Consider the following 24,014-nt stretch of genomic DNA (forward strand, 5'->3'; position numbering starts at 1 on the left):
ATGCGCACCCCGTTCACCATCCGCGTCCTCGCCGCCATGCCCCGCTCGGGCTGGATCGCCATGGGCCTCTTCGCCGCCATTACGCTGGTGCTGATGCCGGCGCTGCATCTGTTCGTGCCCGAGGGTCATCCCTTCCATGTCTCCAACTACGTGATCACCCTCGGCGGCAAGATCATGTGCTACGCCATCGTCGCGGTGGCGATGGACCTGGTCTGGGGCTATGCCGGCATCCTGTCGCTGGGGCACGGCATGTTCTTCGCGCTGGGCGGCTACGCCTTCGGCATGTACCTGATGCGCGGCATCGGAACCGACGGCTCCTACCAGTCGCATCTGCCGGACTTCATGGTGTTTCTGGACTGGAAGGAACTGCCCTGGTACTGGGCCGGCTCCGATTCCTTTGTGCTGACGCTGATTCTGGTGCTGGCGGTGCCGTCGCTGGTGGCGTTCGTGTTCGGCTATTTTGCTTTCCGCTCGCGCATCAAGGGCGTGTACTTCGCCATCATCACCCAGGCGCTCACCTTCGCCGCGATGCTGCTGTTCTTCCGCAACGAAACCGGCTTCGGCGGCAACAACGGTTTCACTGACTTCAAGCGCATCCTGGGCTACGACATCACCTCGCCGGAAATGCGGGCGACGCTGTTCGCGCTGTCCGCGCTGGCGCTGATGCTGGCGCTGCTGGCGGGACGCTACCTGGCCACGTCGAAGTTCGGCCGGGTGCTGGCGGCGATCCGCGATGCCGAGTCGCGCGTCATGTTCATCGGTTACAACCCGCTGCACTACAAGCTGTTCATCTGGACCTTTTCCGCGATGCTGTGCGGCATCGCGGGTGCACTCTACGTGCCGCAGGTGGGCATCATCAACCCCGGTGAAATGTCGCCGGCCAATTCCATCGAAATCGCCATCTGGGTGGCGGTGGGCGGGCGCGGCACCCTGATCGGCCCGATCATCGGCGCCGGCCTGGTCAACGGCTTCAAGAGCTTCTTCACCGTCGCCTTCCCGGAGTACTGGCTGTTCTTCCTCGGGGCGCTGTTCGTCGGGGTGACGCTGTGGCTGCCCGAGGGCGTGGTGGGCTTGTGGAAACGCATTAGGGCGCGGGTCGCGGCATGAGCACGAATCTGACCGACTACGACACCGACAACCGGGGCGGGGAAGACGGCACGCAGGTGGTGGGGCATATTCTCCAGCCCGGCGTCGACCTTTCCCACAAGGTCATTCTCTACCTGGAGGCGATCTCGGTGAGCTTCGACGGCTTCAAGGCGCTGAACAATCTCAATCTGACCATCGACGCCGGCGAACTGCGCTGCATCATCGGCCCCAACGGCGCCGGCAAGACCACGATGATGGACGTCATCACCGGCAAGACCCGGCCAGATGCCGGCACCTGTTTTTTCGGCCAGACCCTGGACCTGACCCGCATGACCGAACCGGAAATCGCCCACGCCGGCATCGGCCGCAAGTTCCAGAAGCCGACCATCTTCGAGAACCATACGGTGTTCGAGAACCTGGAGCTGGCGATGAAGACCGACAAGCGCGCCTGGGCCAGCCTGTTCGCCTGGCTGTCGCAGGAGGGACGCGACCGGATCACCGACACGCTGAAGCAAGTCCGCCTCGACCATGAAGCCGACCGTCCGGCCGGACTGCTCTCGCACGGCCAGAAACAGTGGCTGGAAATCGGCATGCTGCTGATGCAGGAGCCGCAGCTGCTGTTGCTCGACGAACCCGTGGCCGGCATGACCGACGACGAAACCGAGCGCACCGGAGAACTGTTCAAGTCGCTGGCCGGCAAGCACAGCCTGGTGGTGGTGGAGCACGACATGGCCTTCATCGAACAGCTGGGCGGCAAGGTGACCGTTCTGCACGAAGGCTCGGTGCTGGCAGAAGGCGACCTCGCAACGGTGCAGGCCGATCCGCGCGTCATCGAAGTGTATCTGGGGCGCTGAACCATGCTGCGTGTGGAGAACCTCAACCAGTATTACGGCGGCAGCCACATCCTGCGCGACCTTTCCTTCGAGGCGCCCACCGGCCAGGTCACCTGTCTGCTCGGCCGCAACGGTGTCGGCAAGACCACGCTGCTGAAGTGCCTGATGGGACTGGTGCCGGCGAAGACCGGCAGCATGACCTTCGACGGCAGGGACATCACCAACGCGGCCTCCCACGCCCGGGTGAAAGCCGGCATCGGCTACGTGCCGCAGGGGCGCGAGATCTTTCCGCGCCTGACCGTGGAAGAAAACCTGCGCATGGGGCTGGCGACGAAGCCCGGCGGCACGCCGATCCCGGAACGCATCTATGAAATGTTCCCGGTGCTGAAAGCGATGCTGAAGCGGCGCGGCGGCGACCTCTCCGGCGGCCAGCAGCAGCAACTGGCGATTGGCCGGGCGCTCGCCTTCGGGCCGAAGCTGCTGATCCTGGACGAGCCCACGGAAGGCATCCAGCCGTCCATCATCAAGGACATCGAACGCGCCATCCGCATGCTGGCCGAAGAAGGCAGCATGGCCATCCTGCTGGTCGAGCAGTATTACGATTTCGCCCGCTCGCTCGCCGACCAGTACCTGCTGATGGAACGCGGCGAATTCATCAAGCGCGGCGCCGGCGCCGACATGGACCAGGATGGCGTGCGCGAATTGCTCTCCGTATGATGGGGCGATGGACCTCGCCGAACCGCTTTCCTCGACCTGGCATGCGCGCCTGTCCCTGGGTTTCCAGCGGCGCGAGGCGGGCACCATTCTCGTCCGCCGCGAACACGTGGGCCCGCTGCGCATCCAGAAGGCGCTCTATCCGGAAGGCGAGGCCGTCTGCCATGCCATCGTGCTGCATCCGCCGTCCGGCATTGCCGGCGGCGACGATCTGGAAATCGACGTGACGGTCGGACCGGGTGCCCATGCGCTTTTGACCACGCCGGGTGCCGGCAAGTGGTATCGCAGCGCCGGCGCCTGGGCCAGCCAGCGCCTGGGTTTCACGGTGGAAGCGCAGGGCGTGCTGGAATGGCTGCCGCAGGAAACCATCGTGTTCGACGCGGCGCACGCAAGCCTGCGCAGCACTGTCGACCTCGCCGCCGATGCGCGCTTCATCGGCATGGACGTGCTGTGCCTGGGGCGTCGCGCGTCGGGAGAACAATTCACCGCCGGATCCGTGCATCTCGATACCCGGATCCGGCGGGCCGGGCGGCCCGTCTGGCTGGAACGGGGTCGGCTGGAGGGCGGGGGCGACCTGCTGAACGCGGCGGCCGGGCTGGCCGGATTCAGCGTCAGCGGGACCTTCCTCGCGGTGGCGCCCGGCATCGAGCCGGGATTGCTTACGACGTGTCGGGACATTCCCGTGCACGAGGCCGGCGCCCGGCATGGGATTACCGCCTTGCCGGACATCCTGGTGGCACGTTACCTGGGGCATTCGTCGGAGGCGGCGCGCCAGTGGTTGACTGCCGTGTGGCAGACGCTGTGCCCGGCGCTGATCGGACGCAAGGCACACACGCCGCGCATCTGGAACACCTGAAAGAATCGATATGGAACTGACCCCGCGCGAAAAAGACAAGCTGCTCATCTTCACCGCCGCGCTGCTGGCGGAACGCCGCCGCGCGCGCGGCCTCAAGCTCAACTATCCCGAGGCGGTGGCTTTCATCACCGCCGGCATTCTGGAAGGTGCGCGCGACGGCAAGAGCGTGGCCGAACTGATGAGCTACGGCACCACACTGCTGCAGCGCGACGAGGTCATGGAGGGCGTGCCCGAGATGATCCCGGATATCCAGGTCGAAGCCACCTTCCCCGACGGCACCAAGCTGGTGACCGTCCATCACCCGATCATCTAGAAACGTATGAAAAATCTACTGCGCGTGTCGGATCGAGGTTTGTGCGGTGCTCGCTATTCTCATATACAACGTCGTACATTCCGGTCACTGCGCTCCGGACACACCTCGCTGCGACCCGCTCGCTACGATTTCTTCACACGTTTTGAGGAGCCAGCATGATCCCAGGCGAAATGCAGATCGAACCCGGCGAAATCGAACTCAACGCCGGCCACCCCACGCTTACGCTGGTGGTGGCCAACACCGGCGACCGGCCGGTTCAGGTCGGCTCTCACTATCACTTCTTCGAGGTCAATGACGCTCTGGCGTTTGACCGGGAAGCGGCGCGCGGCATGCGCCTGGACATCGCCGCCGGCACCGCAGTGCGTTTCGAGCCGGGCCAGACCCGCACGGTGCAACTGGTGGCCTACGCCGGCGCGCGCAAGGTCTATGGGTTTCAGGGCCGGATCATGGGTTCGCTTTAAAGGAGACAACGAGATGAAACAAAAAACCTTCGCCATGCTTCTGTTTATTTTTTCGCCCTTCGCCTACGCGCATCCGGGCGAACATCACGGCAACATGCTGGATGCCGTCGTGCATCTGCTGAGCGAACCGGATCATCTGGCGATGACGCTCATTGCCTTGGTGATCGGCATCGGCGGGGCGCGGATCTATCGTCGCCGTGCTGCGGCCCGCGCTCAGAACACGCACCGCTAACCCGGCCGCAAGGAGATCGTCATGGCTGTTCGCATCGCCCGCCAGGCCTATGCCGAGATGTTCGGCCCCACCGTCGGCGACCGCGTCCGCCTGGCCGACACCGAGTTGTGGATCGAGGTGGAAAAGGACTACACGATTTACGGCGATGAAGTGAAGTTCGGCGGCGGCAAGGTAATCCGCGACGGCATGGGCCAGAGCCAGCGCGTATCCGCCGAAGTGGCCGACACGGTCATTACCAACGCGCTGATCGTCGATGCCGTGACCGGCATCGTCAAGGCGGACATCGGCCTGAAGAACGGCTACATCCAGGCCATCGGCAAGGCCGGCAATCCGGACGTGCAGCCGGGCGTCACCATTGCCATCGGGGCCGGCACCGAGATCATCGCGGGCGAAGGCATGATCGTCACCGCCGGCGGCATCGACAGCCACATCCACTTCATCTGCCCGCAGCAGATCGAGGAGGCGCTGATGTCCGGCATCACCACCATGCTGGGCGGCGGCACCGGCCCCGCCACCGGCACCTTCGCCACCACCTGTACGCCGGGACCATGGCACATCCATCGCATGCTGCAGGCGGCGGACGCCTTCCCGATGAACCTGGGCTTTCTCGGCAAGGGCAACGTCAGCCAGCCGGAGCCGCTCAGAGAACAAGTGCGCGCCGGGGCGATGGGCCTGAAGCTGCACGAGGACTGGGGCACCACCCCGGCGGCGATCGACACCTGCCTGACGGTGGCCGACGAAATGGACGTGCAGGTCGCCATCCACACCGATACGCTCAACGAATCGGGTTTTGTCGAGACCACGCTGAATGCCTTCAAAGGCCGCGCCATCCACACCTTCCACACCGAAGGCGCGGGCGGCGGCCACGCGCCGGACATCATCCGGGCGGCGGGCATGCCCAACGTGCTGCCGAGTTCCACCAACCCGACCATGCCCTACACGGTCAACACCATCGACGAGCATCTGGACATGCTCATGGTCTGCCACCATCTCGATGCCTCGATCGTCGAGGACATCGCCTTCGCCGAGAGCCGCATCCGCCGCGAGACCATCGCCGCCGAGGACATCCTGCACGACCTCGGCGCCTTTTCCATGATGTCGTCGGATTCGCAGGCCATGGGCCGGGTGGGCGAAGTGATCATCCGCACCTGGCAGGCCGCGCACAAGATGAAGCTGCAGCGCGGCTTTTTACCCCCCTCCCCCGGAAGCGGGGGAGGGGCTGGGGGAGAGGGTGAGGTTCAGTCCAACCCGCGCAACGACAACTTCCGGGTCAAGCGCTACATCGCCAAGTACACCATCAACCCGGCCATCACCCAGGGCATCGGCCACATGGTGGGCTCGATCGAGCCCGGCAAACTGGCCGATCTGGTGCTGTGGAAGCCCGCCTTCTTCGGCGTGAAACCCAGCCTGATCGTCAAGGGCGGCATGATCGCCGCCGCCGCCATGGGCGACCCCAACGCTTCCATTCCGACGCCGCAGCCGGTGCACTACCGGCCTATGTTCGGCAGCTTCGGCGGCGCCCTGAAAACCTCCGTCACCTTCGTCTCGCAGGCCGCGCTGGAAAACCCCGAGGTGGCCGCGCTGAACCTCGCCAAGCCGCTGGTCGCGGTGAAAAACACCCGCACGCTGAGCAAGCGGGACATGGTCCACAACAGCGCCACGCCAGTCATCGACGTCGACCCCGAAACCTATGCGGTGCGCGCCGACGGCGAGCTGCTGGTGTGCGAGCCGGCCACCGTGCTGCCGATGGCGCAACGCTACTTCTTATTCTGACTATGATCGTCATCGAACAACGCGCTCCAGCAAATACACCGGCAACCGAACGCCTGGTGCTGCCCTTCGACCTGCGCTGCAAGTGCCGGCTGCGTACACAGCTCGCGAGCGGCGAAGAAGCCGGCCTGTTCCTGGAACGCGGCAGCGTACTGCGCGCCGGCGATCGCCTGCTTGCCAACGACGGCCGCATCGTCGAGGTGGCGGCCGCGCCCGAGGCGGTGATGGAGGTGCGCAGCGACGACGCCCTGCTGCTGGCGCGCGCCGCCTATCACCTGGGCAACCGCCACGTGGCGGTGGAACTGCAGCCGGGGCTGGTGCGCTTTGCGCGCGACCCTGTGCTGGGCGAGATGGTGCGCGGGCTGGGGCTGGCGGTTGTCGAAAACGAAGCGCCCTTCGACCCCGAGAGCGGCGCCTATGGCGGCCACGGCGGCCATGCCCATCCACACGGCCACAGCGCCGACGGCGAAGGGCGCGGCCCGCGCATCCACGACATGCTGTTGCGGGGCGGCCGATGAACCCGGCCCTGATCCGGTTGCTGCAACTGACCAGCCCGGCCTTGCCGGTCGGCGCCTACTCCTATTCGCAGGGTCTGGAATGGGTGGTGGAAACCGGCGCGGTGAAGAACGAGGCGACCGCGCTGGCCTGGATCGGCGACTGCCTGGAATTCGGCATTGCACGTTTCGAAGCGGTGTATCTGGCCCACATGCTGGCCGCCTGGACGCAGGACGACGCGGCCCGGCTCGCGCAACTGGATGACGAATTCACGGCCAGCCGCGAGACCGCCGAACTGCGCGCCGAGACGGCACAAATGGGGTATTCGCTGGCCCGCCTGCTCACCGATCTGGGCGGCTTTCCGGCCGCATCGCTGGCGGCATTCAAGCAGCCGAGTTTTCCGCTGGCCTGGAGCTGCGCGGCCGCGGCCTGGCGCATTCCCGCGCAGGATGCCGTCGCCGGCTATCTGTGGGCCTGGGCGGAGAACCAGGTGATGGCAGCAGTGAAGGCCATCCCGCTCGGACAAACCGCCGGCCAGCGCATGCTGCTGGTCCTGGGGCAGCGCATCCCGGCGCTGGCGGACGCCGCCGCAGCGGCCGACCTCGAAACCACCTGCAACTACTTGCCAGCTTTTGCCATTGCATCAAGCTGTCACGAAACCCAATACACGAGATTGTTCAGATCATGACCCACCGCTCGCAACCGCTGCGTGTCGGCATCGGCGGCCCCGTCGGCTCCGGCAAGACCGCGCTGACCCTGGCCCTGTGCAAGGCGCTGCGCGAGCGCTACAACATCGCCGTCGTCACCAACGACATCTACACGGAGGAGGACGCGCAGTTCCTGGTGAATAACGAGGCCTTGGCCCCCGAGCGCATCATCGGCGTGGAAACCGGCGGCTGCCCGCACACCGCTATCCGCGAGGACGCCAGCATCAACCTGGAAGCGGTGGACCGGCTCAACAAGCGCTTCCCCGGCCTCGACGTGATCTTCGTCGAAAGCGGCGGCGACAACCTGGCCGCCACCTTCAGCCCCGAATTGTCCGACCTGACGATTTACGTCATCGACGTGGCTGCCGGCGAAAAGATACCGCGCAAGGGCGGCCCCGGCATCACCAAGTCCGATCTGCTGGTCATCAACAAGATCGATCTGGCGCCCATGGTCGGCGCTTCGCTGGACGTGATGGACCGCGACACCAAGAAAATGCGTGGCGAACGACCGTTTGTCTTCTCGAACCTCAAGACCGGGCAAGGCCTGGCGGACATCATCGCGTTTGTCGAGCGGGAGGGCATGCTGGGCTAGCGCTTCCGTTCCGGGAGCAATCGCGTCAAAAGAGAAGCAAGAAACTCGGAATAACCTGCGCACCGACCGCGCGCTGGATTTTTTAACGCGCCTGACCGTCTCAGCGTGGCGCCTGCCAGCAGTTGTTGCTGATCTGCCAGCTCATCGAGAGTTGCTCGCTGGTCGGGTGCAGCACGTATTTGACCCCCATGTAATCCGCACCCTTGCGCCAGAACATGGCCAGCAGGTTTTTTTCGCCGTTGGCGACGACGCTGGAATAGGGGATGACCTTGAGCGGGTTGCCGTAGAGGTTGGCGTAGTTCGACGCGATGATGACGAAGTGGCGGAAGGCGGGCGTGACTTCCTGCTCGAACGCCACCAGCCTGTCACTACAGAAGGTGAACAGGAAGCGACGGCCAGCCGGGTTGGCGGGATAGTCGTAGGCAAACAGGCCGTCGCTGCCGATCGTCAGGGTGCGGTCGAATTTCCAGGTCTTGAGCGCGGCCTCGACTTCCGCACGCGACATGCCGTTCCTGAATTCACCGACGTCCCAAGCGTGGGATGGCAGCGCAAGAAGTAATCCGGCGAGCAGGGCGCAGAGGCGGGCGTTCATCGGTGCGTTGCGGTGGCTATCGGCCGCTGACGGCGCCGAATACTTTTCTCAGCAGATCGCTGCCGGCCTGCATCGGGTTGGCGCGGAGTGCGGCTTCCTTCTCGCCAATCACGGTGTAGAGCCGGTCGAGCGCCTGCTGGGTGACGTACTGCTCGACACTGGCCTGTTGCTTGTCGATCAGGTTGAATTGCGCGGCCATGCCGGCGTACTGGTTGTACTGCTGCGCGAGACCGACCTGGTCGGTGGTTGCCTTGACGATGGGGCCGAAGCGTTCGGTGAGGGTGGCTTCGGTTTTATTGCGGAAGAACGCGGTGGCCGAGGTCTGGCCGCCGGTGAGGATGCCCCGGGCATCTTCCAGCGTCATCGCGCGCACCGCATCGACCAGCAGGGTCCGGGCTTCCGGAACCGCCGCCTCGGCGGCGCGGTTCATCGACAGCACCAGGTCGTCGGCCTGCTTGCCCATGCCGAACATGCGCATGGCTTTCTCGGCTTTCTGCAGGCTGGACGGCAGCGGGATTTTGAGCGCGGCATTGCCGAAGAAACCGTCCTTCTGCCCGAGCTGGGCGACGGCCGCGTCGGCACCGCGGGCGAGCGCCTCTTTCAGGCCGGCGTTGATGTCGGCGTTGGACAGCGCGTCGACGCCACTGGCGGCAGGCTGTTCGGCCGGCTTGCCGAGCACGCCCCGCAGCATTTCGTTCCAGTCGATTGCGTGGGCGGGCAGGGCCAGGGTCAGCCCCGCGGCCAGAATGAGCCAGTGCTTCATCGCGCGTCTCCTTGGATGAGGGTCACAGCACTTCTGCAGCATAGTCTGCCAGGCGCGAACGTTCGCCGCGCTGCAGCGTGACGTGGCCATTGTGCGGCCAGCCCTTGAAATGGTCGACCACGTAGGTGAGGCCGGAGCTGCCCTCGGTCAGGTAGGGCGTGTCGATCTGCGAGATGTTGCCGAGGCAGACCACCTTGGTGCCGGGGCCAGCGCGGGTGATCAGCGTCTTCATCTGTTTGGGCGTCAGGTTCTGCGCCTCGTCGATGATCAGGAACTTGTTGAGGAAGGTGCGGCCGCGCATGAAATTGAGCGACTTCACCTTGATGCGCGAACGGATCAGGTCCTGCGTCGCTGCGCGGCCCCAGTCGCCGGCTTCGTCGTCGCTCTTGTTCAGCACGTCGAGGTTGTCTTCCAGTGCGCCCATCCACGGCGTCATCTTCTCTTCTTCAGTGCCGGGCAGAAAGCCGATGTCCTCGCCCACCGGCACGGTGACGCGGGTCATGATGATTTCGGTGTAGAGCTTCTTGTCGAGCACCTGCGCCAGCGCGGCGGCCAGCGTGAGCAGCGTCTTGCCGGTGCCGGCCTGGCCGAGCAGGGTGACGAAGTCAATTTCGGGGTCCATCAGCACGTTCAGCGCAAAGTTCTGCTCGCGGTTGCGCGCGGTGATGCCCCAGACGTTGTTCTTGTGGTGCGTGTAATCGCGCACCGTGACCAGCTCCGTCTGCTTGCCTTCGACCAGCACCACCTTGGCGTACAGCGGGTTGGGACCTTCCTGGAAAACGAACTCGTTGGGCAGCATGCTCGCCACCAGCGGCCCCTTGATGCGGTAGTGGGTGTGGCCGTTGGCCTGCCACGATTCCATGCCCTTGCCGTGGCTGTCCCAGAAATCCGGCGGCAGTTCGCGCACGCCGGCGTACAGCAGGTCGGTGTCTTCCAGCACCTTGTCGTTGAAGTAGTCCTCGGCCGGCAGGCCCAGCGCGCGCGCCTTGATCCGCATGTTGATGTCTTTCGACACCAGGATGACCTGACGCTTGGGATGGTGGCGCGACAGGAACAGCACCACGCCGAGGATCTGGTTGTCCACCTTGGAGGTCGGCAGGCTCATCGGGATGTCGCCCGTAATCGCCTGCGTCTGCAAAAACAGCTTGCCGGTGGCGGCGTTGTGGCTGTGCTTGGCAAGCGGCACACCGTCCTCGATCGAATCGAGCGTGCTGACGATCTCGTCGATGAAGCGGCTGGCCTGGCGCGCGTTACGCGAGACTTCGGTCATGCCCTTCTTGTGCATGTCGAGTTCTTCCAGCGTGGCGATCGGCACGTAGATGTCGTGCTCTTCGAAGCGGTACAGGCTGGTGGGATCGTGCATCAGCACATTGGTGTCCAGAACGAACAGCTTGGTCTGCGCGGCGGTTTTTCTCGGCATGGCGTGTCGGCGTTGAGGGATGGGAATGTATTCATCCTACCTCAAGCGGACGGCGGCTTGTCCAGCGAAAAAAGTAAAGCCGCAACCAGCGAGCCCGGGTGGATCAGGGAGGCGGATTTCCCACTAGAATGCTCGATTCGGAACCCGTGATTCGGAGTCCTTGATGCGTCGTCGGCTGGCGTGGCTGTGTCTGGTCTGGATGTGGGCGCTGCCGCTTCATGCGCAGGTCGCCGCGCACATCCTGCTGCAGGATTCGCCGCTGGCCGGGTTTCAGTACCACGCCGGCAAGGCGCTGTGGCCGCAGATGCGGGTGGGCGATGCGCTCACCCTGGTGCGCGAGCCGGACAATGCGCACGATGCCCGTGCCGTTCGGGTGGAATGGCAGGGCCGCAAGATCGGCTATGTGCCGCGCCGCGAGAATGCGGATGTCGCGCGCCTGATGGATGGCGGACAGCAGCTGGCGGCCCGGATCACCCGGCTGGCCGAAGTGCGTGATCCCTGGTCGCGCGTGCGCTTCGAGATCCTGATTCCGCTGCGACCTGACTGAAAGGAGCTTCCCATGCTGCAATGGAACATGGAGCGATGGAACCTGCTGCGATGGAACATGGTGCGACGGATCGCTTTTTTCCTGCTGACATTCGGCTGGCAGGTCCCGGCGCAGGCGGACACGCTGCCGCTGGCGCAACTGAAGCTGCCTCCTGGCTTCGAAATCGAGCTGTTCGCCCGCGTCGACAACGCGCGACAGATGGCGCTCGGCAAGAACACGCTTTTCGTCGGCAGCCGCCGCGCTGGCAAGGTCTATGCGATTCCGCTACAGGGAAACCGCACACCGGTGGTGATCGCCGAGGGCCTCAACATGCCGGTAGGCGTGGCTTTTCGCGACGGCGACCTGTACGTGTCGGCGGTCAGCCGGGTGCTGCGCTTCGCCAATATCGAAGCGCGCCTGAACACACCGCCGCGGCCCGAAACGGTGAGCGCGGCGTGGCCGACCGAGACGCATCACGGCTGGAAGTTCATCGCCTTCGGCCCCGACGGCAAGCTCTACGTACCGGTGGGCGCACCGTGCAACATCTGCGACGCCGGCGTAGACCGCTACGCGACCATCACCCGGCTCGACGTGGACAGCGGCAAGCTCGAGGTGGTGGCGCGCGGCGTGCGCAACACTGTGGGCTTCGACTGGCATCCGCAGAGCGGCGAACTGTGGTTCACCGACAATGGGCGCGACATGATGGGCGACGACGTGCCGCCGGACGAGTTGAACCGGCTGGCAAAGCCCGGCCAGCACTTCGGCTACCCGCATTGCCACGGTCGCGCAATCGCCGACCCCGAATTCGGTCGCGGCCGGCGCTGTGCCGACTTCGTGCCGCCGGTGCAGGAACTCGGCGCCCACGTGGCGGCGCTCGGCATGCGCTTCTATACCGGCAAGGCCTTCCCCGCGCAGTATCGCAACGCCGTCTTCATTGCCGAACACGGCTCGTGGAACCGCAGCAGCAAGGTCGGCTACCGCGTCAGCGTGGTGCGCATCGAGAAGGATCGCGCGGTGAGCTATGAGCCCTTCGTCAGCGGCTGGATGCATGATGAGGACGCCTGGGGCCGCCCGGCCGACGTATTGGTGATGCCCGACGGCAGCCTCTTGATCTCCGACGACCATGCCGGCGCGATCTACCGCGTTGTCTACCGCGGCCGTTCCTGAACGCCGGGCGGGCGGCGGCGGCCTGCTAAAATTGCGCCGATGAAATTGCTTGTTCTCGATACCTCCACCGAATGGTGCTCGGCCGCGCTGTGGCTCGACGGCCGCATCCAGGCGCGGCGGGTGCTGGCCGAACAGCGGCACAGTTCGCTGCTGCTGCCGATGGTGGACGATCTGCTGCGCGAATCGGGCCTCGGTTTGCGCCAGCTCGACGGCATCGGCTACGGTGCCGGCCCCGGCTCGTTCACCGGCCTCAGGATTGCCTGCGCGGTGACGCAGGGCCTGGCGTTCGGCGCCGACCTGCCGGTGGTCGGCGTCTCCACGCTGGAATCGATCGCCGAACAGGCGCAGGCGGACAAGGTACTGACCGTGCTCGACGCGCGCATGGCCGAGGTCTACTGGGCAGCCTACGAGCGTGACGCGGCCGGCTGGCGCGCAGTGACCGAACCGCAGCTGGCGCTGCCCGAATCGGTGGCGGTGCCGCCCGGCGAGAGCTGGGTCGGCGCCGGCAACGGCTTTGCCGCGCTGGGCGCGGTGCTGCGGCCGCGCCTGGAAGCGGATCTGGTGCGGATCGATGCCACGCTGATGCCCGACGCTGCGGCGATGGCGCCGCTCGCCGCCGGTGCCTTCGAGCGCGGCGAGGGCATGGACGCCGCGCTGGCCGCGCCGATTTACCTGCGCGACAAGGTGGCGCTGACGGTGGACGAGCGGCGCGCGAGGCAGCCGGCGTGAGCGCGGTCCACACGGCGGTTGCGCATCGGATGCGCCCGATGGCCGAGGCCGACCTGCCGCATATCCACCGGATCGAACTGGACAGCTACGACTACCCCTGGACGCCGGGCCATTTTGCCGATTCGCTGACGGCCGGCTACAGCATGTGGGTGAGCGAGGCGGGCGGCGAACTGACGGGCTATTACGCGATGATGGCGGCGGCCGGTGAGGCGCACCTGCTCAACCTCGCCATCGCGCCGGCCTGGCGCGGTCACGGCCATGGCCGTCGTCTGCTCGCCCATTGCCTGGCGGGCGCCTGCGACCACAAGGCGAGCGTGCTCTTTCTCGAGGTGCGCACCTCCAATACCGCCGCGATCGGGCTTTACCACAGCAGCGGATTCGTCGACCTGGCGGTGCGGCGCGGCTACTACCCGGCGCGCGACGGCCGCGAGGATGCACTCATCATGCGAAAAGACTTGTCATGCTGAGCCGCGACGACGTCTTCAGCGAACTCGGCATCGGCCCCGTCTGGCGCCTGCGCGAGACCCCCGCCTCACAGCTTACCGCTGACGCCTCACCGGCCTGCGACTGGGAGCAGCTTGCCGACGCAGTCGCGAACTGCACCCGCTGCAAGCTCTCCACCACCCGTACCCAGGGCGTGCTCGGCGTCGGCGACCGCAACGCCGACTGGCTGATCGTCGGCGAGGCGCCGGGCGCCGACGAGGACGCGCAGGGCGAGCCTTTCGTCGGTCAGGCCGGCAAGCTGCTCGACGCGATGCTGGGCGCGATCGGCCTCGCGCGCGGCAACAGGGTCTACATCACCAACGTGCTGAAATCGCGCCCGCCCGGCAACCGCAATCCCGAGCATGATGAGATCGCCGCCTGCATGCCCTACCTGCTGGCGCAGATCGAACTCATCCGCCCCCGGCTCATCGTCGCACTCGGCCGCTTCGCCGCGCAGACGCTGCTGCAGACCGACGAAGCCATCGCCCGCCTGCGCGGCCGCGTGCATCAGTATCAAGGCGTCCCGCTGATCGTGACCTATCATCCCGCCTACCTGCTGCGCAACCTGCCCGACAAGGCGCGCGCCTGGGAAGACCTGTGCCTCGCCCGCCGCACGTATCAATCCCTACCCCCTAGCCCCTAAATTCTGGCCCCTAGACCTGCAATGAAACTCCTGCATTCCGCGCTGCGTTTTCGCGTCAATTATTTTTCCGACCTTGGCCGCCATCAGGTGGTGATCTGGATGCCCGGCGACACGCCGCCGGTCGATGCCCAGGTCGACGTCGGCCCGAAGATCGAGCACGAGGTGCCGAACGACGTGTTCCGCAGCGACATCGCGCCGCTGAAGTTCGGGCGTTTCTATCCTTCGCAGCTGCTGCACGCCGACGACGCGCCCGGCCCGATGTTCCGCGTGATGAAGTTGAATGGCGACAACTTCGTCGCCAATTTCAGCCATCCGCTGCAGGGCCGCATCTTCAGCATCGACAGCGGCAAGAGCGACGTCTCGACCGAGCCGGTCGGCAAGGTGGAGCAGTTGCTGGAATGGAGCGGCATGGACGCGCAGATGCAGACGCCGACCGACTTCGAGGGGCCGGAAGCGTTCGCCCGCGAGGACGAGACACCGGACGCCGCGTTCTACGCGCAACCCCGAAAAGTCACCCACGTCGACGCTGTATGTGCGCGCCGCATCCAGGCGCTGTACCGCACCGTGCTGCCGGAAAACGCGCGTGTGCTCGACCTGATGGCGGGCTGGCGCTCGCATCTGCCGGACACGGTGCAATCCGCCGTCGGCCTCGGCATGAACGCCGACGAACTGGCCGACAACCCGCAGCTCGCCGAACGCATCGTGCACGACCTCAACGCCGATCCGAAGCTGCCGTTTCCGGATGCCAGCTTCGACGCGGTGGTGTGCACGGTGTCGTTCGAATACCTGATCCAGCCGCACAAGATCGTCGCCGAGGCGCGGCGGGTGCTGAAGCCGGGTGGCATGTTCGTGGTGACGCTGTCGAACCGCTATTTCCCGCCCAAGGTCATCAAGCTGTGGACCCAACTGCACCCGATGGAGCGCATGGCCTGGGTCGGCTCGCTGATCAAGCAGGCCGGCTTCAAGAAGGTGGAAACCTACGTCGAGCGCGGCCTCAAGCGGCCGAAGGACGACCGCTACGCCGACACGCTGACCGAATCCGACCCGCTGTTCGCCACCTGGGGCGTGGCGCCCTGATCGGAAACCATGGCGCGCACGCTGATCGGGTTGATCGCCGACACCCACGGCCTGCTGCGGCCCGAAGCTGTCGCCGCCTTGCAGGGCTGCGCGCACATCGTCCATGCCGGCGACATCGGCTCGCGCAGCGGCGAGCCGCGCGGCGTGCTCGACATGCTGGCGCAGATTGCGCCCACGACGGTGGTGCGCGGCAACAATGACCGCGCTGACTGGGCGACGACGATCCCCTACACGGCGGATATTGAATTCGAACGCGTGCGCATCCACGTGCTGCACATTCTCGACGAACTCGCCATCGATCCTTCCGCAGCGGGCACGCATGTCGTCGTGTCGGGCCATTCGCACCAGCCTCGCGTGGAAACCCGGGCTGGCGTATTGTTCGTCAACCCGGGCAGCGCGGGGCCGCGCCGCTTCAGGCTGCCGGTCAGCGTGGCCCGTTTATGGGTGGATGACACGCATGCCGAAGCAGAGCTGGTCACGCTTTTAAAGTAAGCTTGTCTGACTGGGTGCCGGCCGTTTCCGGTACTTCGCATATCTCTTGAGGAGGAGCGCGACATGTTGAAATGGCTGATGGTGACGTTCATGGCGCTGGCCCTGTCGGGCTGCGGCTATAACACTTTTCAATCGACCGACGAGGAAATCACGGCGACCTGGGCCGAAGTGCTGAACCAGTACCAGCGCCGCGCCGATCTGGTGCCGAATCTGGTCAACGTGGTGAAGGGCTACGCGGCGCACGAGGAGAAGGTTTTCCTCGAAGTGACCCAGGCACGTGCCCGTGTCGGCGGCATCCAGGCCACGCCCGAGCTGGTCAACGACGAGGTGGCGTTCCAGCGCTTCATTGCCGCGCAGGGCGAGCTGACCGGCGCGATTTCCCGTTTGTTATTGGTGGCGGAAAACTATCCGCAGCTGAAGGCCGACGGCCTGTTCCGCGACCTTCAGGCCCAGCTCGAAGGCACCGAGAACCGCATCACCGTCGCGCGCAACCGCTACATCGATGCGGTGAAGACCTACAACGTCACCGTGCGCTCCTTCCCCTCCAACCTCACCGCGATGCTGTTCGGCTACAAGACCAAGCCGAGCTTCACGGTGGAAAACGAGGCGGCGATCGCCGCGCCGCCCACGGTCGATTTCGGTGCCCCGGCGCCGACCCCGACACCGGCGCCCACGCCCGCTCCGGCGCCCGCTCCGGCGCCCGCCAGCGGCGATTCGGGTGGCAGTCTGTCGCACGGGTATTGACACGCCGATGAGGCGACTCGCCGTAACGCGGCTGGCGCATACGATCTTTCGCGGGCTTCGGCCCGCAGAAAGTCGGAGTCCCCTTGTGGGATTCGGCTTTCTGCTGGCGGCGCTTGCGCTGTCCGCCTGGGCCCAGGTAGCGGTGCCCGAACTCACGCGCCGTGTCACCGACCTGACGGCGACGCTAAGTGCCGAACAGACCGGCCAGCTGGAAAACAAACTGGCCGCATTCGAAGCGCAGAAGGGCAGCCAGATCGCGGTGCTGATGGTCCCCACGCTCGAAGGCGAGGACATCGCGCAATTCGGCATCCGCGTCGCCGAGCAATGGAAAATCGGCCGCGAGAAAGCCGACGACGGCGTGATCCTGATTGTCGCCAAGGACGACCGCGATATGCGGCTGGAAGTCGGCTACGGGCTGGAAGGCGCGATCCCCGATGCGGTTGCCAGACGGGTGATCGCCGAGGTCATCGCGCCGCGTTTTCGTGACGAGTCCTATGCCGCCGGCATCGATGCCGGCGTCGATCAACTGATGCGGCTGATCGAAGGCGAGGCACTGCCGCCGCCCGCATCAGGCCAGGGCGAAGGCGATGATGCGGTGTTTGGCCTGCTCGTCATCGGCGGCGTGGTGGTGGGCTGGCTGCTGTCGGTGCTGATGAGCCGCCCGGCCGCGGGTGGCCTGGCTGCGCTCGGCAGTGGGGCGATAGGCGCATTCCTGCTCGGGTTCAGTCCGCTGTTGCTGATCATTGGCGGGTTCGTGTTCGCGGCCGTGGCTTCGGGATTCCGCCAGGGCGGCGGCTGGACCAGCGGCGGCGGGATGGGGCGAGGCGGCGGATTCGGCGGCGGCGGCGGTGGTGGTTCGTGGGGCGGCGGCGGAGGGGGGTTCGGCGGAGGAGGCGCTTCGGGATCATGGTGAATTTCAGGCGTGTGCTCAAACATCTGTTCATGCCGCCGGGGGCGTGGCGGCGTGCGTTTCCGCAGGCCACGCTCGATGCGATCGAAGCTGCGGTCGCATCCAGCGAAACGGGCCACCGCGGCGAGATCCGTTTCGCCATCGAGAACAGCCTGCCCGCCACGCTGGCGTGGCGCGGCACCAGCGGCCGCGAACGCGCGATCGAGGTGTTCTCCCACCTGCGCGTGTGGGACACCGAACACAACAGCGGCGTGCTGATCTATCTGCTGCTGGCCGACCACGACATCGAGATTGTTGCCGACCGTGGTATCGCCGCGAAGGTGGATCCAGCTGACTGGGAGGCGGTGGCACACTCGATGGAAGCCGCATTCCGGCAGGGCGATTTCGAGCGCGGCGCGCTCGACGGCATCGCGCAGATCGACGCAATCCTGACGGCACATTTCCCGCCGTCCGGGCATAATCCCGACGAGCTGGCGAACCGGCCGGTGATTCTGGGGAGATGAGATGCAGGCGTTTGTAGCGTGGTGGATTCTGGCGGCGGTACTGGTGGGGGTTGAACTCACCAGCGGGACCTTCTATCTGCTGGTGTACGGCCTCGCTGCCGCGGCGGCCGGTCTGGCCGCCTGGCTCGGTGCCGGCGTGCTGGTGCAGTTGCTGACGGCGGGCGCGATTGCCGTGCTGGGCACGCTGGCGCTGCGCCGCTGGAAACAGTCGACAGCCCATCCGGAATCCAATGTGCAGAACATGGACATCGGCCAGACGGTGCAGCTCGAATCCTGGCAGGCGGGTCGCGGCCAGGTCAAATACCGCGGCGCGCTGTGGGATGCCGAAGCCGAATCGGACCGCGTCGACAGTACGCGCCCGCTGATGATCCGCGCGGTTCGGGGCAATACGCTGGTGCTGGGCAACTAGGCGCCGGCCGGCGCACAACATAAACACAATAGGGAGAGCAAATGGATATCGTCGCACTGGTCATTCTGGCCGTCATTCTGATCGTCGTCGCCAAGGGCGTTCGCGTGGTGCCGCAGCAGAACGCCTGGGTGGTCGAACGCCTCGGCAAGTTCCATGCAGTGCTCGCGCCCGGCCTCAATCTGGTGATTCCCTTCATCGACACCGTGGCCTACAAGCATTCGCTGAAGGAAATTCCGCTCGATGTGCCGAGCCAGGTCTGCATCACGCGTGACAACACGCAGCTGGCGGTCGACGGCATCCTGTATTTCCAGGTCACCGACCCCAAGATGGCGTCCTACGGGGCGAGCGACTACATCGATGCGATCTCGCAGCTGGCGCAGACCACGCTGCGTTCGATGATCGGCCGCATGGAAATGGACCGCACCTTCGAGGAACGCGACGACATCAACCGCGGCGTGGTGCTGGCATTGAACGAGGCGTCGACCAACTGGGGCGTCAAGGTGCTGCGCTACGAAATCAAGGACCTCACCCCGCCGAAGGAAATCCTGCATGCGATGCAGCGGCAGATCACCGCCGAGCGCGAAAAGCGCGCGCTGATCGCCTCGTCCGAAGGCCGCATGCAGGAACAGATCAACATTGCCACCGGCGCGCGCAATGCGGCGATCCAGGAATCCGAGGGCGAGATGCAGGCGGCGATCAACGTCGCCCAGGGCGAAGCCGAGGCGATCAAGGCGATTGCCGCCGCCAATGCCGAGGCGATTGCCCGCGTTGCGCGCGCGGTCGAGTTGCCCGGCGGCATGCAGGCGGTGAATCTGAAAGTGGCAGAAAAATACGTCGAAGCCTTTGCCGGCATCGCCAAGACCGGCAACACCCTGATCGTGCCGTCCAACATGGCCGATCTGAGCTCGCTGATCGCCGGCGCAATGAGTGTGGTGAAGGCGCAGGGCGGCAGCGGCGCAGCCAAGGCCTGAAGCCGGGTCCGGGGCATTTAAGGCCCCGGCGCCTGGGCGGCGGCGGGTTCAAGTTCGCGGCATTGCGGACGATATACCCAATAAGCATAAAAATACGCGCCCGCCGCGACGATCATGATTTGGACCCCCCTTCCGCTGCTGGCCGTTGTGGCGCTGCTCGTGCTGAGCGCGCCTGCGTTCGCGCGCGCGGGCGGCGAGGTCGAAGCGAAACTGCCCTCCGGAATGGTGGTCGGCGCGAGCTATCATCCGGGCCGCAAGCAGCTGCCGGCGGTGCTCATCCTGCATGGCTTTCTGCAAACCCGCGATTTTCCCACCGTGGCCAGCACTATGGATGCGCTCGCGAGCGGGGGCTACACGGTGCTGGCGCCGACATTGTCGCTGGGGGTGTCGCGGCGCAACAAGAGCCTGCCCTGCGAGGCGCTGCATTTGCATACGCTCGAGGAAGACGCGGAGGAAATTGCATTCTGGGTACGCTGGCTGATGTCGAAGGGGCATTCGCGCATCACGCTGATCGGCCACAGTTACGGCAATCTGCAGTTGCTTGCCTACCTGGGCCGGAATCCGTCGCCTGTCGTGAAGCAGTTGCTGATGATCAGCCTGACCGATGTGGAAGCCAAGCAGAGTGCGGCGCAACGCGCACGCTTCGCCCAGGCCTTGCGCGAACGCGTGGCGCGTGGGGACACCCGCCTGGCCGAAATCGAGTTCGGCCATTGCAAGAAATATGTCAGCCCACCCGCCAGTCTGCTGTCCTACATGAGCATCAGCCGGCAGCGCATCCTCGACGCGGTGGCGCAGTCCCCGGTTCCGGCCCGGGTCATCATGGGCAGCCTGGATGACCGCATGGGGGTCGGCTGGGTAGAACATCTGCAGGGGCGCGGCATCGCAGTCAGCGTGATTCCGGGTGCCTCGCACTTTTTCGACAACCAGTTCGAATTCGATCTGCATGAAGTTGTGCTGCAGACCGTGACGGGGCGCTGACGCATGCCGCTGGCGTCGATGCGTGCCTGGCTTGCACCGCGGCCGATTGCCCACTACGCGCTGCTGCTACTGTGCGTGCTGGTGGTTTCGCTCGGCGTGCTCGCGAGCTTCGTTTTCAACGATGCCACGCGCCTGCGCGATCGGATCGCTCAGACCGACCAGACGCTCGCCCATCAGGAACTGGAAGAGGCCGTGTCGCTGCTGAGCCGGCACGCCCGGGACGCAGCGGCGGCACTCACGCAATGGGATGAGGCGCGCCAGCAACTGGACAACCCGATTTACTACGGCTACTGGCGCAATTCGCGTGCGCTGGCTGCAGGGGTGCTGCCCGAAGGCATGGTGGCGGTCGACCTCTACGACTTGCAGGGGCGCAATCTGTCGGCGTTCCCGGAGAAAGAGGCCAGCATGCCGCCGCAGATCGACCCGCAGGACTTGTCGTCTTTTCTGCAGCGCGAAAGCGGCCGTCATTACCTGTATTTCTTTTTTCCGTTCCACCAGGATGCCGGAAAGAAATACCTGAGCGGCTACGCCGGGCTCAAGTTCGATTTCGAGCGCGAGCTCAGGCAGCTGCGTACCTTCCGTTATCTGGATCTGTCGAGCCTGCATCTGGAAGCCGGCGACGGGGTGCGCATCCCGGTCGACACCCTGGTTTCCGCCATGCGCTTCGAGTCAACCGGCAATCCCGAGACGCGCGAGCTGGAGGTGCTGGTTACCCGCTCGTTCTATGAAATCGCGCTCATCATCGCGGCCATTTCGCTGATCGGGTATGTCGCGCTGGTGTACGTGGTTGCCAAGCCCTTGCGGCGGCTGTCGAGCCATATCGATTCGATGCGGCGCGGCCGCAGCCAGGGCCAGCTGCTCGACGACAGCTATCGTGGCATGCTGGCCGTGACCGAACTGGAAAACGTCCGCCATTCGCTGAACGACTATCAGCACCAGCTCGACGACATGCATGTCAGTCTGGCGCACAAGAACAAGGAATTGTGGACGCTGGCACACCAGGATCCGCTGACGGGCATCTTCAACCGTCGTGCGTTCGACGACGACTGGCGCGCCATGCTGCGCAGCCATCGCGACACGCCGCAGGGCGTGGCCTTCCTGCTGTTCGACTGCGATCACTTCAAGCCGATCAACGACACCTATGGACATCAGGTGGGCGATCGCGTGATCGAGGGATTGGCGCTGTCGCTGGGCGGCGCCCTGAGGGCAGGCGATCGGCTCTACCGGCTGGGCGGCGACGAATTCGCCACGGTCTTGTTTGCCACCGATCCCGAACGCGCCAGGCAGGTGGCGGAGCGTTGCGTCGAAGACGTGCTGCGTTATGACTTTAACGCCTATGGGGTCAAGGAGCCGGTGCGCGTCAGCGTCGGCATCGCTTGCGTTGAGGAGGCCGATGCCAGTGTGGACGGTTTGCAGCATCTGCACCGGCAGGCCGATATCGCGATGTACTACGCCAAGCGTCCGGGGCAGGGCAAGATCGCGGTCTATTCGGAAGAAATGGGCGAAGGCCTGGAGGCGGTGGTGTCGAGCGCCGAAACCAGCGCGGTCTACGAGGCGATGTCGGACCCTAGCCGGCTTGAAATGCATTATCAGCCGGTGCTGGATCTGTCCACGTCGCGCTTCGATTACTACGAAGCGCTGGTGCGCATCCGCGGGGAACAGGGGCTTGTCATGCCATCCAGCATTTTCCCTGTGGTTGAGCTACGTGGGCTCGAGTGCGAATTCGACCTTGCCGTACTGGAACGGGTGCGGGCCGATCTGGAGGCGGGGCTTGTACCCGATGGCGCGGGCGTCTCGCTCAACGTTTCTGGCCCCGGCATCGTCAGTCAGCGCGTCAACGACGCGCTGATGCAGTTCGCGCCCCTGCTGATCACGCACAAACTGGTGCTGGAAGTGACCGAAACCTCGCTGATCACGCAAATCGCCCAGGCCTCGGCCAATCTGGCCCGCCTGCGCAAGGCGGGATTCATCATCGCACTCGACGATTTCGGCAGCGGCTATTCTTCATTGCGTTACCTGTCGAGCATGCCGGTGGATCTGGTGAAGTTCGACATTTCGATGGTGCGCAGCCTGGAAGAATCGGGGCGTCAGGCTGTCTTTGTCGAAGACCTCGCGCGCATGATCAAGGACGCGGGCTACCGTCTGGTGGCCGAGGGCATCGAATCCGAATCCCTGCTTGCCAAGGTGAGGCAGCTCGGTTTCTCGCACGCCCAGGGCTTCCATATCGGCCGCCCCGCTGCGCTGAGCCGGCATCCGGAGCCGCAACGCGCCAGCGTCTAGTGTCGCGACACTTAGTGCACCACGTCGTTGCGGTGGCGCAGCCAGATCAGGCTCATCACGCTGCTGATGAACAGGCCGAATACCCAGATGATGGTGTGGATGTGCCATTCGGCACGCACCATCAGGGCGTAGGCGCCGGTCAGCACCAGAATGCTGATGTTCTCATTGAAATTCTGCTGGGCGATGGAATGTCCGGCGCCCATCAGTAGGTGGCCGCGATGCTGCAGCAGGGCGTTCATCGGCACCACGAAATAGCCTGCCAGAATGCCCGCCAGCAGCAACAGCAGCAGTGCGGGGAACAGGCTTTCGACCCAGATCAGCGCAATCGGCACGAAGCCCAGGACGATGCCGGCCGGCAGCACGCTGACGGCCCGTTGCAGGCTGACGAAGCGGCCGGCCAGCACCGAGCCGATCGCGATGCCGAACGCGGTGGCGGCGGTGAGCTGGGTCGCCTGGTCGAGCCCATATTTCAGGTTGAGTGCCGCCCACGCGATGATGAGCAGGCGCAGGGTGGCGCCGACGCCCCAGAACAGCGTGGTGACGGCGAGCGACACCTGGCCGAGTGGATCGCGCCACAGCAGGACGAAGCTGTGCCCGAAGTCGCGCAGGATGAACAGCGGCGAGCTATTGGGCAGCTTGTGGTCGATCGGCAGGCGTGGAATGAACAGGTTGACGAGGGCGGCGGCCAGATACAGGCTGGTGATGAAGACAATGGCGAACTTCGGTGCGATCAGCCGGCTGTCCAGCCCGAGGTTGACCAGGATGCCCTCGGCCAGTTGCGGGTTGATCAGCGCGCCGCCGATGATGGCGCCAAGCACGATGGCGGCCACCGTGGTGCCCTCCACCCAGCTGTTGGCGACGACCAGCCTTTCGGGCGGTAGCAGTTCGGTGAGGATTCCATACTTGGCCGGCGAATACATCGCCGCGCCGACGCCGACGATGGCATAGGCCAGCAACGGATGCAGCCCGGCCAGCATGATCAGGCAGCCGGCGAACTTGACCGTGTTGGCGATCAGCATCACCCGACCCTTGGGCTGCGCGTCGGCAAACGGCCCCACCAGGGGGGCCAGTACGATGTAGGCGACGACGAAGACAGTCTGCAGCAGCGGCGAAAACCATTCTGGCGAGGCAAAGAACACGAGCAGGCCGATGGCGGCGAACAACAGGGCGTTGTCGGCCAGCGCGGACAGGAATTGCGCTACCAGGACGATGTAGAACGCGCGGTTCACGTAGGGATCAGGATCGGCGGAGGCGGCGAGCGGTGTGTA

The 24,014-nt window shown here is 65.2% G+C and carries 29 protein-coding genes; 25 read left to right on the top strand and 4 right to left on the bottom strand.

Translation table 11 applies throughout. From position 1 onward, the window contains the following. The 11 genes from urtC (at nucleotide 1) to ureG (ending at nucleotide 8,059) form a co-directional block, all read left to right on the top strand. Nucleotides 1-1,107, top strand: a complete 1,107-nt coding sequence (gene urtC, locus Q8R61_RS03345; RefSeq protein ID WP_305534201.1) for an urea ABC transporter permease subunit UrtC — start codon at nucleotides 1-3, stop codon at nucleotides 1,105-1,107. Next, nucleotides 1,104-1,940 (top strand): urea ABC transporter ATP-binding protein UrtD, encoded by an 837-nt coding sequence (gene urtD / locus Q8R61_RS03350; RefSeq protein WP_305534203.1) that lies wholly within the window; start codon nucleotides 1,104-1,106, stop codon nucleotides 1,938-1,940. The genes urtC and urtD overlap by 4 nt, the downstream gene beginning before the upstream one ends. 3 nt (nucleotides 1,941-1,943) lie before the next feature. After that, nucleotides 1,944-2,636, top strand: coding sequence for an urea ABC transporter ATP-binding subunit UrtE (urtE, locus tag Q8R61_RS03355; protein ID WP_305534205.1), 693 nt, complete (start codon nucleotides 1,944-1,946; stop codon nucleotides 2,634-2,636). Nucleotides 2,637-2,643: 7 nt separating this feature from the next. Further along, the gene (locus Q8R61_RS03360) at nucleotides 2,644-3,489 is read left to right on the top strand and encodes an urease accessory protein UreD (RefSeq protein ID WP_305534206.1); all 846 of its coding nucleotides are present in this window, start codon (nucleotides 2,644-2,646) and stop codon (nucleotides 3,487-3,489) included. Between the two features lie 10 nt (nucleotides 3,490-3,499). Further along, nucleotides 3,500-3,802, top strand: coding sequence for an urease subunit gamma (locus Q8R61_RS03365; protein ID WP_305534208.1), 303 nt, complete (start codon nucleotides 3,500-3,502; stop codon nucleotides 3,800-3,802). A 155-nt stretch (nucleotides 3,803-3,957) separates the two neighbouring features. Then, nucleotides 3,958-4,263 (top strand): urease subunit beta, encoded by a 306-nt coding sequence (locus Q8R61_RS03370; RefSeq protein WP_305534210.1) that lies wholly within the window; start codon nucleotides 3,958-3,960, stop codon nucleotides 4,261-4,263. A 13-nt stretch (nucleotides 4,264-4,276) separates the two neighbouring features. After that, nucleotides 4,277-4,495, top strand: coding sequence for a hypothetical protein (locus tag Q8R61_RS03375; RefSeq protein WP_305534212.1), 219 nt, complete (start codon nucleotides 4,277-4,279; stop codon nucleotides 4,493-4,495). A gap of 21 nt (nucleotides 4,496-4,516) precedes the next feature. Continuing rightward, nucleotides 4,517-6,268: an urease subunit alpha gene (ureC, locus tag Q8R61_RS03380; protein WP_305534214.1), complete on the top strand. Its 1,752-nt coding sequence runs from the start codon at nucleotides 4,517-4,519 to the stop codon at nucleotides 6,266-6,268. A 2-nt stretch (nucleotides 6,269-6,270) separates the two neighbouring features. Further along, nucleotides 6,271-6,783, top strand: a complete 513-nt coding sequence (gene ureE, locus Q8R61_RS03385; RefSeq protein WP_305534216.1) for an urease accessory protein UreE — start codon at nucleotides 6,271-6,273, stop codon at nucleotides 6,781-6,783. Next, nucleotides 6,780-7,448 carry an urease accessory protein UreF gene (locus tag Q8R61_RS03390; protein ID WP_305534218.1) on the top strand — a complete coding sequence of 223 codons (669 nt, stop codon included), beginning with the start codon at nucleotides 6,780-6,782 and terminating at the stop codon, nucleotides 7,446-7,448. The genes ureE and Q8R61_RS03390 overlap by 4 nt, the downstream gene beginning before the upstream one ends. Then, complete coding sequence (gene ureG / locus Q8R61_RS03395) at nucleotides 7,445-8,059, top strand: urease accessory protein UreG (RefSeq protein ID WP_305534220.1); 615 nt, start codon at nucleotides 7,445-7,447, stop codon at nucleotides 8,057-8,059. The genes Q8R61_RS03390 and ureG overlap by 4 nt, the downstream gene beginning before the upstream one ends. 100 nt (nucleotides 8,060-8,159) lie before the next feature. On the opposite strand, the gene Q8R61_RS03400 is transcribed toward ureG, so the two are convergent. The 3 genes from Q8R61_RS03400 to Q8R61_RS03410 are packed head-to-tail and all read right to left on the bottom strand — an operon-like array spanning nucleotide 8,160 to nucleotide 10,834. After that, nucleotides 8,160-8,651, bottom strand: a complete 492-nt coding sequence (locus Q8R61_RS03400; RefSeq protein ID WP_305534222.1) for a hypothetical protein — start codon at nucleotides 8,649-8,651, stop codon at nucleotides 8,160-8,162. 16 nt (nucleotides 8,652-8,667) lie between these two features. After that, nucleotides 8,668-9,414, bottom strand: coding sequence for a DUF4197 domain-containing protein (locus tag Q8R61_RS03405; protein WP_305534224.1), 747 nt, complete (start codon nucleotides 9,412-9,414; stop codon nucleotides 8,668-8,670). A 22-nt stretch (nucleotides 9,415-9,436) separates the two neighbouring features. Continuing rightward, nucleotides 9,437-10,834, bottom strand: a complete 1,398-nt coding sequence (locus Q8R61_RS03410; RefSeq protein WP_305534226.1) for a PhoH family protein — start codon at nucleotides 10,832-10,834, stop codon at nucleotides 9,437-9,439. A 163-nt stretch (nucleotides 10,835-10,997) separates the two neighbouring features. Between Q8R61_RS03410 and Q8R61_RS03415 the strand changes: the two genes are divergently transcribed. The 14 genes from Q8R61_RS03415 to Q8R61_RS03480 all read left to right on the top strand — a co-directional run bounded on the left by Q8R61_RS03415 (nucleotide 10,998) and on the right by Q8R61_RS03480 (nucleotide 22,746). Further along, entirely contained in the window at nucleotides 10,998-11,381 is a 384-nt protein-coding gene (locus Q8R61_RS03415; RefSeq protein WP_305534228.1) for an HIRAN domain-containing protein, read from the top strand. Between the two features lie 57 nt (nucleotides 11,382-11,438). After that, nucleotides 11,439-12,527, top strand: a complete 1,089-nt coding sequence (locus Q8R61_RS03420; RefSeq protein ID WP_305534342.1) for a sorbosone dehydrogenase family protein — start codon at nucleotides 11,439-11,441, stop codon at nucleotides 12,525-12,527. A gap of 39 nt (nucleotides 12,528-12,566) precedes the next feature. Then, nucleotides 12,567-13,256: a tRNA (adenosine(37)-N6)-threonylcarbamoyltransferase complex dimerization subunit type 1 TsaB gene (tsaB, locus tag Q8R61_RS03425; RefSeq protein ID WP_305534230.1), complete on the top strand. Its 690-nt coding sequence runs from the start codon at nucleotides 12,567-12,569 to the stop codon at nucleotides 13,254-13,256. Next, nucleotides 13,253-13,723 carry a ribosomal protein S18-alanine N-acetyltransferase gene (gene rimI, locus Q8R61_RS03430; protein WP_305534232.1) on the top strand — a complete coding sequence of 157 codons (471 nt, stop codon included), beginning with the start codon at nucleotides 13,253-13,255 and terminating at the stop codon, nucleotides 13,721-13,723. Before tsaB ends, rimI begins: the two co-directional genes overlap by 4 nt. After that, the gene (locus Q8R61_RS03435) at nucleotides 13,717-14,382 is read left to right on the top strand and encodes a uracil-DNA glycosylase family protein (protein WP_305534234.1); all 666 of its coding nucleotides are present in this window, start codon (nucleotides 13,717-13,719) and stop codon (nucleotides 14,380-14,382) included. The genes rimI and Q8R61_RS03435 overlap by 7 nt, the downstream gene beginning before the upstream one ends. A 21-nt stretch (nucleotides 14,383-14,403) precedes the next feature. Further along, entirely contained in the window at nucleotides 14,404-15,459 is a 1,056-nt protein-coding gene (locus Q8R61_RS03440) for a class I SAM-dependent methyltransferase (RefSeq protein WP_305534236.1), read from the top strand. A gap of 9 nt (nucleotides 15,460-15,468) precedes the next feature. Next, nucleotides 15,469-15,951, top strand: a complete 483-nt coding sequence (locus Q8R61_RS03445) for a metallophosphoesterase (protein WP_305534238.1) — start codon at nucleotides 15,469-15,471, stop codon at nucleotides 15,949-15,951. 63 nt (nucleotides 15,952-16,014) lie between these two features. After that, a complete protein-coding gene (locus tag Q8R61_RS03450) occupies nucleotides 16,015-16,695 on the top strand; it encodes a LemA family protein (RefSeq protein WP_305534240.1) in 681 nt (226 codons plus the stop codon). 85 nt (nucleotides 16,696-16,780) lie between these two features. After that, entirely contained in the window at nucleotides 16,781-17,608 is an 828-nt protein-coding gene (locus Q8R61_RS03455) for a YgcG family protein (RefSeq protein ID WP_305534242.1), read from the top strand. After that, nucleotides 17,602-18,108, top strand: coding sequence for a TPM domain-containing protein (locus tag Q8R61_RS03460; RefSeq protein WP_305534244.1), 507 nt, complete (start codon nucleotides 17,602-17,604; stop codon nucleotides 18,106-18,108). Before Q8R61_RS03455 ends, Q8R61_RS03460 begins: the two co-directional genes overlap by 7 nt. A gap of 1 nt (nucleotide 18,109) precedes the next feature. Next, a complete protein-coding gene (locus Q8R61_RS03465; protein WP_305534245.1) occupies nucleotides 18,110-18,517 on the top strand; it encodes an NfeD family protein in 408 nt (135 codons plus the stop codon). Between the two features lie 41 nt (nucleotides 18,518-18,558). Then, on the top strand, nucleotides 18,559-19,488 hold the full coding sequence (locus tag Q8R61_RS03470) for an SPFH domain-containing protein (RefSeq protein ID WP_305534247.1): 930 nt from the start codon (nucleotides 18,559-18,561) through the stop codon (nucleotides 19,486-19,488). Between the two features lie 114 nt (nucleotides 19,489-19,602). After that, nucleotides 19,603-20,466, top strand: a complete 864-nt coding sequence (locus Q8R61_RS03475; protein WP_305534249.1) for an alpha/beta hydrolase — start codon at nucleotides 19,603-19,605, stop codon at nucleotides 20,464-20,466. Between the two features lie 3 nt (nucleotides 20,467-20,469). After that, nucleotides 20,470-22,746 carry a bifunctional diguanylate cyclase/phosphodiesterase gene (locus Q8R61_RS03480; RefSeq protein WP_305534251.1) on the top strand — a complete coding sequence of 759 codons (2,277 nt, stop codon included), beginning with the start codon at nucleotides 20,470-20,472 and terminating at the stop codon, nucleotides 22,744-22,746. An 11-nt stretch (nucleotides 22,747-22,757) separates the two neighbouring features. Here the strand turns inward: Q8R61_RS03480 and lplT are convergent, their stop codons facing one another. Further along, a complete protein-coding gene (gene lplT / locus Q8R61_RS03485; protein WP_305534253.1) occupies nucleotides 22,758-23,975 on the bottom strand; it encodes a lysophospholipid transporter LplT in 1,218 nt (405 codons plus the stop codon). Between the last annotated feature and the right edge of the window lie 39 nt (nucleotides 23,976-24,014).

It is taken from the genome of Thiobacillus sp. (assembly GCF_030696885.1).
Classification (GTDB): domain Bacteria; phylum Pseudomonadota; class Gammaproteobacteria; order Burkholderiales; family Thiobacillaceae; genus Thiobacillus.